Below are 11,582 nucleotides of genomic sequence, written 5' to 3'. Positions count from 1 at the left end.
CGGTCACCGCCGCGTCCTCCCCGGCGCGGCGGTGACCCGCGGGCCCCCAGTGGTCTGATCCCGATATCTGTTAGGACCCTTGACAGTTGGGTGGTCCAGACCATCACTATTGGTCCAGACCAGCACGCCTCCCGTGCTGACGCCCCCACCGTCGAAGGGAGCGCGGTCCATGACCGGACCCGTTCGCAGACCCCTCCGCGCCGTACTCACCGGCCTCGCCACCGTCGCCGCCTCGGCCGGACTGGCGCTGACCGGCGCCGGCGCCGCCCACGCGGCGACCCCCCTGCCGAGCCACGTGTTCGCCCCCTACTTCGAGGCGTACAACGGCGACAGCCTCTCCGGGCTCGCCGCCGCCTCGGGCAACAAGTACCTCACCATGGCGTTCCTGCAGACCGCCTCGGCCGGCTCGTGCACGCCGTACTGGAACGGCGACAGCTCGATGCCGATCACCCAGGCGAACTTCGGCGCCGACATCGACACCATCCAGGCCGGCGGCGGCGACGTCATCCCGTCCTTCGGCGGCTACGCGGCCGACAACGCCGGCACCGACATCGCCGACAGCTGCACCGACGTCAACTCCATAGCGGCGGCCTACGAGAAGGTCATCACGACCTACGACGTCAGCCGGATCGACCTGGACGTCGAGGACAACTCGCTGACCAAGTCGGCCGGCCTGGACCGCCGCAACAAGGCGGTGAAGCTGGTGCAGGACTGGGCGGCGAGCAACGGCCGCTCGGTGCAGTTCTCCTACACCTTCCCCACCACCACGCACGGACTGACCGACGGCACCCTCGGTGACGGCTCCGCGCTGCCGATCCTGCGCAACGCGATCTCCAACGGGGTCAAGCTCGACGTCGTCAACCTGATGACGTTCGACTACTACGACAACGCCACGCACAACATGGCGAACGACACCCAGACCGCCGCCCAGGGCCTGCACGACCAGCTCAAGACGCTCTTCCCGTCGAAGACCGACGCGCAGCTGTGGGGCACGGTGGGCGTCACCGAGATGCCCGGCATCGACGACTTCGGCGCGGCCGAGACCTTCACCACCGCCAACGCCACGTCCGTCTACAACTGGGCGGTCAGCAAGGGCATCAACACCCTGTCCTTCTGGGCGCTGCAGCGCGACAACGGCGGCTGCCCCGGCCAGGGCGGCTCCGACACCTGCTCCGGCACCACGCAGAGCACCTGGCAGTTCAGCCACACCTTCGAGCCGTTCACCGGCGGCGGCACCACCACCCCGCCCCCGGCCAACGACTTCTCGGTGTCGCTCTCGCCGGCCTCCGGCTCGGTCCAGGCCGGCAAGTCCACCACCTCCAGCGTGCGCACCGCGGTCACCGCGGGCTCGGCCCAGTCGGTGAGCCTCGCGGTCAGCGGCGCCCCGGCCGGTGTGACCGCCTCGGTCAGCCCCGGCTCGGTCAGCGCCGGCGGCAGCGCCACGCTGACGGTCTCCACCACCTCGGCCGCGGTCTCCGGCAGCTACGCGCTGACCGTCACCGGGACCGCCGGCTCGACCCGCCACAGCGCCACCTACACGCTGACCGTCACCGGCGGCACCACCTCCTGCACGGCCGCGCCCTGGAGCTCCACCGCGGTCTACGTGGGCGGCAACACCGTCTCCTACGGCGGCCACACCTGGAAGGCCAAGTGGTGGACCACCGGCGAGACGCCCGGAACCACCGGTGAATGGGGTGTCTGGCAGGACCTCGGCGCCTGCTGATCCCGGCGCCCGGACCACGGCACAGGTCCCCCAGGCGGCCGGGCCCCGGATTCGGGGCCCGGCCGCCGATCCTCTAAAGTCTCACCCGACGTCTACGAACATGTAGTCGGAGCGGGCCGGGGTGATCACCGGCAGACCAGGGGACGGGACCACCCAATGAGCGTCATCGGCGTCGGCCAGGCCGTCGTTCTCGGCATCGTCGAAGGAGTGACCGAGTTCCTGCCGGTCTCCTCGACCGGGCATCTGAAGATGGTCGAAGGGCTGATGAACATCCCGGTGGACGACGACGCCGTCGTCGGCTTCACCGCGGTGATCCAGGTGGGCGCCATCGCCGCGGTGTTCGTCTACTTCTTCAAGGACATCATGCGGTTCGTCACCGCGTGGCTGCGCGGGCTGACGGACAAAGGGGAGCGCGACAACCACGACTACAAGTTCACCTGGTGGGTGATCTACGCCACGATCCCGATCGTGATCGTCGGCCTGGCCGCCAAGCCGCTCATCGACGGACCGCTCGGTTCGCTGTGGGTGGTCGCCTTCTCGCTGATCGGCGGCAGCGTCGTCATGTGGTGCGCCGAGCAGATGGCGCGCTTCAAGCGCGGCGAGCCGGACGTCACCATGAAGGACGCCATGCTGGTCGGCACCTCGCAGATCCTCGCCCTGCTCTTCCCCGGGTTCTCCCGGTCCGGCGCGACCATCTCCACCGCGCTGGTCCGCGACCTGGACAGGACCGCCGCCACCCGGCTGTCGTTCTTCCTCGGGCTGCCCGCGCTCACCGGCGCCGGCCTGTACGAGCTGAAGGACGCCACCAGCGGGGGCGTCGGCATGCCCGCGCTCGCCGTCGGCACGCTGGTCTCCTTCGTGATCGCGTACGCCTCCATCGCCTGGCTGCTGCGCTTCGTCGCGAAGCACTCCTTCAACTCCTTCGTGGTGTACCGGATCGTGGTCGGACTGGTCCTGATCGGGCTGCTGTCGACCAATGTGCTCGACTCCTGAGGCGCACCGCCGCAGGCACAACCGCAGGTGAGGGGCTCGGCCTTGACGGCCGGGCCCCTTTTGCGCACCCCGTGCCGCCTCATAGTTCACGACTTATTTTTTGATGTGTATTGACTCCCCGACAGTCGGCCCCTAGCGTCCAGACCGCATCGCGACCCCACAACGCGACCGAGGAGACACGCGTGATCCAGGTCCCCCCCATGCCCGGAACACCCCCCGGCACCACCCGTCGCCGCAGACGGACGGCCGCCCTCGCGGCGGCTCTCCTGCTTCCGGCATCCGTCGGCATCGCCCTGGTCACCGCACGGGACGCCGGCGCCGCGACGGTCCCCACCGCGCCGGCCACCGTCACCAACGCGGGCAGCGGCAAGTGCGTGGACGCCCGCGCCGCCGCCACCGCCAACGGCACCGCCGTCCAGCAGTACGCCTGCAACGGCAGCGCCGCCCAGTCCTGGCAGTTCACCGCCACCGACAGCGGCTACTACCGGATCGGCGTCGCCTCCGCGCCCGCCCAGGTCTGGGACGAGACCGGCGTGTCCACCGCGGACGGCGCGCTCACCCAGCTGTGGCTGTACGGCGGCGGCGCCAACCAGCAGTGGCAGCCGGTCGCCGAGTCCTCGGGCGCCTTCCACTTCGTCAACCGCAACAGCGGCAAGTGCCTCGACGTGCCCGGCGCGTCCACCGCGGACAGCGTCCAGCTGGAGCAGTACACCTGCAACGGCACCGCCGCGCAGTCGTTCGACGTCAGCGGCAGCGGCGGCGGCACCACGACCCCGCCGACCAACCCCAACACGCCGGACTTCGGTCCCAACGTCTCCGTGTTCGACCCGTCGATGTCGGCTTCCACCATCCAGTCGAAGATCAACTCGGTCTACAACGCGCAGGTCGGCAACGAGTTCGGCACGCAGCGCAACGCCCTGCTGTTCACCCCCGGCACGTACAACGTGGACGTCCCGGTCGGCTACAACACCCAGGTCGCCGGCCTCGGCCTGTCACCCGACCAGGTGTCCATCACCGGCGGCGGCGTGCACGTGGCCGGGCACACCAGCGACGGCAACGCCACCCAGATCTTCTGGCGCGACGCGGAGAACATGTCGGTCAGCCCCAGCTCCGGCAGCACCATGTGGGCCGCCTCCCAGGCCGACCCGTTCCGCCGGATGGACGTGCACGGCGGCATGCTGCTCTACGACAACACGCACGGCACCTCGTCCAACTGGTCGAGCGGCGGCTACATCGGCGACTCCCGGATCTCCGGCACGATCAGCTCCGGCACCCAGCAGCAGTACCTCACCAAGGACACCGCCATGGGCGGCTGGTCCGGCAGCAACTGGAACATGGTCTTCGTCGGCGACACCGGCGCGCCCGGCAACACCTTCCCCAACGCGCCCTACACCACCGTCGCGCAGAGCCCGACGACCAAGGAGAAGCCGTTCCTCTACGTGGACGGCTCCGGCAACTGGCAGGTGTTCAACCCGGCGCTGCGCACCAACGCGCAGGGCCCCGACTGGACCAACGGCACGCCGGCCGGCACCTCCATCCCGATCGACCAGTTCTCCATCGTCAAGTCCGGTGACACCGCCACCACGATCAACGCCGCGCTCGCCGCGGGCAAGAACCTGATCATCACCCCGGGCGTCTACCACCTGTCCGCGCCGCTGAACATCACCCGGCCCGGCACGGTCGTGCTGGGCCTCGGCCTGGCCACCCTGGTACCGGACAACGGCGTCACCGCGATCACCACCGCCGACGTCGACGGCATCGACATCGCGGGCCTGCTGATCAGCGCGAACACCACCAACTCCGCGACGCTGATGCAGATCGGCCCGGCCGGCGCGACGGCCTCGCACGCCGCGGACCCGACCGTCCTGCAGGACGTGTTCTTCCGCGTCGGCGGCGACATCGCGGGCAAGGCCACCACCACCCTGGTGGTCAACAGCGCCAACGTCATCGGCGACGACCTGTGGCTCTGGCGCGGCGACCACTCCAACGGCGTCGGCTGGAACACCAACCCGGCCGCACAGGGCCTGATCGTCAACGGCGCCAACGTCACCATGTACGGCCTGGCGGTCGAGCACTACGAGAAGTACCAGACCACCTGGAACGGCAACGGCGGCCGCACCTACTTCTACCAGAGCGAGACGCCGTACGACGTGCCCGACCAGGGCAGTTGGACCACCACCGGCGGCGACCTCGGCTACGCCTCCTACAAGGTCGCCAACACGGTGACCACGCACGAGGCGTGGGGCGTCGGCGTCTACGCCTACCTGCGCGACCACCCGAGCCTGGTCCTCGGCCACGCCATCGAGGCGCCGACCACCGCCGGGGTGAAGTTCCACGACATGGTCACCACCGTCCTGGGCGGCGCGGGCAACATCAACCACATCATCGACACCTCGGGCGCCGCGGTGACGGCGAGCCACAACCACGAGACCCTGACCAGCTACCCGTAGCGGCCGCGCCGCCGGGCCCACCGGCCCGGCGGCGAGGACGCGGCAACGCAACACCGAGAGCGGGGGCCGGCCGGCCCAGGGGGCGCATCCCGTCGGCCGGCCCCTCACCCGTGCCACGTGCCGCCGCCCCTCACACCACCGGGCGCTCCCGTGCCCAGTGGCAGGCGGCGACGTGGTCCGGGCCGTGCGGCGCGAGCGCCGGGACCTGCTCGGCGCACCGGGCCCGCTGCCCGGCGTCCAGCGACGGCAGGAGCGGGCAGCGGGCGCGGAACCGGCACCCGGTGTGCCGACGCGTCGGGCTCGGCGGGTCGCCCGCGAGCAGGATGCGCGTCCTGGCCCGCTCCCGCGCCGGATCGGGGATCGGCACCGCCGACAGCAGCGCCTGGGTGTACGGATGCCGGGGGCGGGCGAAGACCGAGGCCACGTCGCCGGCCTCGACCGTACGGCCCAGGTACATCACGCTCACCCGGTCCGCGACATGCCGCACCACCGACAGGTCGTGCGACACGAACAGGTAGGCCAGGCCCATTTCCGCCTTCAGCCGCTGCAGCAGGTTGAGCACCCCGGCCTGCACCGACACGTCGAGCGCGGACACCGGCTCGTCCAGCACGACCAGCCGCGGTGAGGTCGACACCGCCCGCGCGATGCCGATGCGCTGGCGCTGCCCGCCGGAGAACTCGTGCGGGAAGCGCCCGGCGTGCGCCTCCTCCAGACCGACCTGGCGCAGCAGCCGCGGCACCCGGGCCTCGATCTCCTCCCGCGGCATGCGCCGCGCGCGCATCGGCTCGGCGATGATGTCGGCGATCGTCATCCGCGGATCGAGGCTGCCGGTCGGGTCCTGGAAGACGATCTGCACCCGGCCGCGGGCCTCGCGCACCGCCCGCCGGCCGCCGCCGCGCGCCGCGCCCCCGAGCGGCTCGCCCAGCAGCGTGACGGTGCCCTCCTCGGGCCCGCCGTCGCGGAACAGCTCGAAGAGCGTGGTGCTCTTGCCGGACCCCGACTCGCCGACCAGGCCCAGCGTCTCGCCCTCCCGGATGTCCAGGTCCACGCCGTCCGCCGCGTACACCGCGCCCACCGTGCGCTTCACCACCGTGCCCTTGGTCAGCCGGAAGGTCCGCACCAGCCCCTCGACGTGCAGGATCGGCGCGCGCTCCGCCCGGGGCCGGGCCGTGCCCGGCGCCGGCGGCAGCGCCGGGACGGGGAAGACGTCCTGCGGCGCGAGCCCTGCGGTCTCGCCGGCCCGCACGCACGCGACCAGGTGCGGGCCGCCGCCGGGGGAGTCGGGGCCGGGCGCGGGCGCAGCCGCGGCGGGCCCGCCGCCGGGCCCAGCGGGCAGCGGCGCCAACGCGGGCTCCGCGTCGCGGCACGCGTCCCGGGTGAGCGGGCAGCGCGCGGCGAACGGGCAGCCCCCGGCGAGCGCGGCCATCGGCGGCGGCGACCCCGGTATCGGGACCAGGGCCGCGACGCCCGTGCCCCCCGCGGACCCGGCGGTCCCGGTCGCGGCGCCGTCCGGGGCGTCCAGCCGCGGCACCGCGCCGATCAGCCCGAGCGTGTACGGCATCCGGGGCCGCGCGAACAACTCGTCGACCGGGGCCGTCTCCACCACCCGGCCCGCGTACATCACCGCGACCCGGTCGGCGAAGCCGGCGACGACGCCGAGGTCGTGGCTGACGAAGAGCAGCGCGGCCCCGGTCTCGCGGCGCGCGGTGCGCAGCACGTCCAGCACCTGCGCCTGGATGGTGACGTCCAGCGCGGTGGTCGGCTCGTCGGCCAGGATCAGGTCGGGGTCGTTGGCGATCGCGGCGGCGATCATCGCGCGCTGCCGCATGCCGCCGGAGAACTCGTGCGGGTAGGCGTCCGCCCGCAGCCGGGGCTCCGGGATGCCCACCAGGTCCAGCAGCTCCACCGCCCGGTCGCGGGCCTGCCGGCGGGACAGGCCGCGGTGCGCCCGTACGGTCTCGGCGATCTGGTCGCCGATCCGGTAGACGGGGGTGAACGCGGAGAGCGAGTCCTGGAAGACCATCGAGATCCGGCTGCCGCGCAGCCTGGCCATCGCGCCGTCCGAGGCGCCGACCACCTGCGTGCCGCCGAGCAGCACCGAGCCGGAGACCCGTGCGTCGGCGCCCAGCAGACCGGTCAGCGCCAGCGCGGTCACCGACTTGCCCGAGCCCGACTCGCCGACCAGGCCCAGCACTTCGCCGCGCGCCAGGTCCAGGTCCACGCCGCGCACCGCGGGCACCGCCGCGGCCCGCCGGCCGCCGCCGCGCGCCGCGAACTCCACCCGCAGGTCCCGCACCCGCAGCAGCGGCGGCGCGCTGGGCAGCGCCGCGCCGGCCGGCTGCGCGGCGCGCGGCCCCGGCAGGGCGTCGGGGCGGCTCACGCGGTCGCCTCCGCCCGGTCGTCGCCCGCGCCGGCGGCCCCGGCCGCCTCCGCGGCCCCGGTCCGGCCGGCGGCGCGGCGGGTCCGGCGCCGCGCGCGCCGCCGGGCGCGGTCGGACGTCGGGTCCAGCGCGTCGCGCAGGCCGTCGCCGACCAGGTTCACCGCGAGCACGAACACCACCAGCAGCCCGGCCGCGAAGAAGAACATCCACGGGAAGGTCAGCGCCGAGTTGGTGCCGTCCGCGATGAGCGTGCCGAGCGACACGTCGGGCGGCTGCACGCCGAAGCCGAAGTACGACAGGCCCGTCTCGCTCATCACCGCGCCGCCGACCTGGATGGTGGCGTCGATGATCAGGAACGACGCGACGTTCGGCAGGATGTGACGGACGATCACCCGGAACGGGTGCAGGCCCATGAAGCGCGCGGCGCGCACGAAGTCCCGGTCGCGCAGCGACAGCGTCATCGAGCGGACCACCCGCGCGGTGATCATCCAGCCGAAGAGCGCCAGCAGCCCGACGAAGGCGATCCAGCCGGCCGACTTCAGCCGCGGCGAGACGATCGCGATGACCAGGAAGCCGGGGAAGACCAGCAGCAGGTCCACCAGGAACATCAGCACCCGGTCGGTCCAGCCCCCGAAGTACCCGGCGCAGGCCCCCACCAGGGAGGCCGCGCCGGTGGAGAACAGCGCCACCAGCAGCCCGATCAGCAGCGACTTCTGCAACCCCCTGACGGTCTGCGCGAAGACGTCCTGGCCGATGGCGTTGGTGCCCCACCAGTGCGCGGCGCCCGGCGGGGTGCGGATGGCCTCGTAGTCCACCGACGCGTACGACCACCGCGTCAGATGCGGTCCCGCGAAGGCCAGGACGAACAGGGCCAGGATCACCAGCGCGCCCGCGGCGGCGCCGCGGTTGGCCAGGAAGCGCCGGAGCACCACGCGGACCCGGCCGGCGCCGCGGCGGTCGCGGCCGGTCGCCACCGGCGGCGGCGCCTGCGGCACGTCGGCGACGAGGAGTTCGGGGGGCAGGGTCATCGGGGGCGTTCCCTCTCTGAGGCGCGTCAGGACTGCCGGACACGGGGGTCGAGCGCGGCGTGCAGCACGTCGGCGAGCAGGCCGGACATCAGCACCAGCACCGCGGTGAAGATGTTGACCGCGACGACCGCGTTGACGTCGCTGCGGTCGATGGAGTCGATGAACCACTCGCCCATGCCGTGCCAGCCGAAGATCTTCTCGGTGAAGGTCGCGCCGGTGAACAGCCCCAGGAAGCCGTACGCGAAGAACGTCGACATCGGGATCAGCGCGACGCGCAGGCCGTGTTTGAGCAGCGCGCGGCGCCGGGTCAGCCCGCGCGCCATCGCGGCCCGCACGTAGTCCGAGCCGAGCACGTCGAGCATGGTGCTGCGCTGGTAGCGGCTGTAGGCGGCGATCGTGCCCAGCGCGATGGCGAGCGTCGGGAGCACCAGGTGCACGGCGTCGTCGCGCAGATGGGCGAGCGGCCCGCCGGTCAGGTCCGGCGTGGACTGGCCGGTGAACTGCAACAGGTCGTACCCCAGTAGCGAGTTGAGCTTGATCGCGCCGATCTTCAGCAGCACCGCGATCAGGAAGGTCGGCATCGACAGCACCACGAACGACAGCACGGTCACGATCCGGTCGGAGGCCCGGTACTGCCGGACCGCGCCCCAGGCGCCGACCAGGATCCCCGCCCCGGTGCCCACCAGCGTGCCGACCAGCAGCAGCCGCAGGCTCACCCCGATCCGGCGGCCGAACTCGTCGTTCACCGAGGTGTCGTCGATGGTCCTGCCCAGGTCGCCGTGGAGGGCGCGGCCCGCCCAGTCGCCGAAGCGCTCGGTCACCGGGGTGTGGTCGTTGATGCCCAGATGCGTCAACTCGCGGTCCACGGAGGCCGCCGCAGGCCGCGGCTGCTTGGCCTCGAAGTAGCCGCGCGGCGCCAGCGCGGTGGCCGCGAGCAGGTACGACAGAAACGTGGCGACGACCAGCAGCACGGCGTAATAGCCCAGCCGCCGTCCGGCGAACGCGAGCATCGCACCCACTCCTTTCCCCTGGCGTATTCGGCGGAAACGTAGCAGGCCCAGGGGAATTGCGAGAGGGCGCGAGCGGCGTCCGGCCCTATTGTCTCCGCGGTATGAACGCGATATGAAATAACGCGTCCCAGCTAGGCGGGAGGGGCCGGTGGTGCCTACGTTGAATCGGCCTCTTCACCAGGCGGAGCTGCCGACCGGGCGGCGCCGCCGTTCCTCGACGTCCCCCACCGGGAGCAGCCACGTGCCAAGCCAGCAGCGACGCCTCACCGCCCTGTCCGCCGCCGTCGTCGGCCTCGCCCTGGCGGCCACCGGTTGCGGTTCCTCCGGCAAGGACTCCCGCGCGCACTCCGGCCACTCCGCCGCTCCCGCGGTGGGCTCCTCCGGCGTCGCGCTGACCGCGCGTGCGAAGGTCGTGCAGGGCGGCACCGAGACGCTGGCCATCGACCAGTGGATCGACCAGTACAACCCGTACCAGGTCGACGGCGCGCAGGGCGACGGCGCGTGGCTCGCCGAACTGACGCTGCCCGACCCGTTCAGGACCGACGCCCAGGGCACCCCGCACGCCAATCCCGACCTGCTGGTCTCGGCGTCCGTCACCGCCACCTCGCCGCACCAGCAGGTCACCTACACCCTGAACCCGAAGGCGAAGTGGTCCGACGGCACGCCGATCGGCTGGAAGGACTTCCGGCAGCAGTGGCAGGACCTCGACGGCAGCGAGCCGGCGTACCTGATCACCACCTCGACCGGCTACAGCCAGATCACCGACGTGCGCCGCGGCGCGAACGACCAGCAGGTGGTGGTCACCTTCGGCCGGCCGTTCGGCTCCTGGCAGCAGCTGTTCGACCCGCTGATACCGGCGGCCGCCGCGGACACCCCGGAGAAGTTCAACAAGGGCTGGCAGGCCAAGCCGCCGATCACCGCGGGCCCCTGGAAGTTCGGCCCGATGAACAAGACCACGCAGACCGTGACGATGGTGCCCGACCCGGCGTACTGGGGCACCCGGCCCAAGCTCGACCGGCTCGTCGCCCGCGCGATGAGCGGCGACGCGATGACCGACGCCTTCCTCAACCACGAGATCGACGTCACCGGCGCCGGCACGCCCGACGAGTACAAGTCGCTCTCCAAGGCGCCCGGCGCCGACATCCGCACCGGCTCGCGCTGGGACCAGACGATCATGTCCTTCAGCAACCAGGGCCTGCTCGCCGACCAGAAGCTGCGCCAGGCGCTCCAGCACGCCGTCGACCGCGAGGCGCTGGCCAAGATCGCCGGCTCCGGGCTGCCCTTCACGCCGCCGCTGCTGAACAACCACTTCTACATGCCCGCCCAGGCCGGCTACCACGACAACTCCGGCAGTTACGGCGCCTTCGACCAGGCGCTGGCCGGCAGGCTGCTGGACCAGGACGGCTGGAAGGACAACGGGGCGGGCACACCGCGGACCGACGCCAAGGGCCGGAAGCTGACCCTGCGCTACGTGATCTCCGGCGGCAGCAGCACCGCGTCACAGGAAGCGCAGATCGTCAAGAGCATGTTGAGTCGTATCGGTGTGAATGTGGATATTCAATCAGTACCCGCCAACGACTTCTTCGAAAAGTACGTGAACGTCGGCAAATACGACCTGACCGTCTTCCGCGAGGTCGATCAGGTCTTCGCGTCGCAATCCATTCCGGACTACCAGAAACCCGTGAAGGGCAACGTCTACGAGAACTACGGCGAGATCGGCACCGACCGGCTCGACGCGACCATGCAGCAGGCCGCGGAGCAGACCGACCCGGCGCGCGCGCAGGCCCTGTACAACCAGGCCGACCAGGAGCTGTGGGCGCTCGCGAACTACTTCCCGCTGTTCCAGACGCCGTCCCTGCACGCGGTGACCAGGAAGCTCGTCAACGAGGGCTCCTGGGGCATGCTCGACGCCGACCAGTACGTCAACACCGGCTACGTGCGCTGACGGGGAGAGACCCGGCCGACCCATCCCCCCACGGGTGGGCCGGCCGGGCGTGC

The 11,582-nt window shown here is 71.9% G+C and carries 7 protein-coding genes; 4 read left to right on the top strand and 3 right to left on the bottom strand.

Annotated elements, in window-relative coordinates; translation table 11 throughout:
• Nucleotides 1–169: 169 nt before the first annotated feature.
• From V2S66_RS12615 to V2S66_RS12605, 3 genes are all read left to right on the top strand, one after another.
• Nucleotides 170–1,723, top strand: a complete 1,554-nt coding sequence (locus V2S66_RS12615; RefSeq protein WP_330794743.1) for a glycosyl hydrolase family 18 protein — start codon at nt 170–172, stop codon at nt 1,721–1,723.
• A 156-nt stretch (nt 1,724–1,879) separates the two neighbouring features.
• Nucleotides 1,880–2,716, top strand: coding sequence for an undecaprenyl-diphosphate phosphatase (locus tag V2S66_RS12610; protein WP_330794742.1), 837 nt, complete (start codon nt 1,880–1,882; stop codon nt 2,714–2,716).
• Between the two features lie 200 nt (nt 2,717–2,916).
• A complete protein-coding gene (locus V2S66_RS12605) occupies nt 2,917–5,166 on the top strand; it encodes an RICIN domain-containing protein (protein ID WP_330794741.1) in 2,250 nt (749 codons plus the stop codon).
• A 130-nt stretch (nt 5,167–5,296) separates the two neighbouring features.
• On the opposite strand, the gene V2S66_RS12600 is transcribed toward V2S66_RS12605, so the two are convergent.
• The 3 genes from V2S66_RS12600 to V2S66_RS12590 all read right to left on the bottom strand — a co-directional run bounded on the left by V2S66_RS12600 (nt 5,297) and on the right by V2S66_RS12590 (nt 9,584).
• Nucleotides 5,297–7,471 carry an ABC transporter ATP-binding protein gene (locus V2S66_RS12600; protein WP_413966383.1) on the bottom strand — a complete coding sequence of 725 codons (2,175 nt, stop codon included), beginning with the start codon at nt 7,469–7,471 and terminating at the stop codon, nt 5,297–5,299.
• A gap of 71 nt (nt 7,472–7,542) precedes the next feature.
• Complete coding sequence (locus V2S66_RS12595; protein ID WP_330794740.1) at nt 7,543–8,574, bottom strand: ABC transporter permease; 1,032 nt, start codon at nt 8,572–8,574, stop codon at nt 7,543–7,545.
• Between the two features lie 26 nt (nt 8,575–8,600).
• On the bottom strand, nt 8,601–9,584 hold the full coding sequence (locus tag V2S66_RS12590; protein WP_330794739.1) for an ABC transporter permease: 984 nt from the start codon (nt 9,582–9,584) through the stop codon (nt 8,601–8,603).
• Between the two features lie 241 nt (nt 9,585–9,825).
• Here V2S66_RS12590 and V2S66_RS12585 point away from each other — a divergent pair, with 241 nt between their 5' ends.
• Nucleotides 9,826–11,529 carry an ABC transporter family substrate-binding protein gene (locus V2S66_RS12585; RefSeq protein WP_330794738.1) on the top strand — a complete coding sequence of 568 codons (1,704 nt, stop codon included), beginning with the start codon at nt 9,826–9,828 and terminating at the stop codon, nt 11,527–11,529.
• The last annotated feature ends 53 nt before the right edge of the window (nt 11,530–11,582 follow it).

Origin of the sequence: Actinacidiphila polyblastidii (genome assembly GCF_036353415.1) — a bacterium.
Classification (GTDB): Bacteria; Actinomycetota; Actinomycetes; order Streptomycetales; family Streptomycetaceae; genus Actinacidiphila; species Actinacidiphila polyblastidii.
This window is presented reverse-complemented; position numbering and strand designations above follow the sequence as displayed.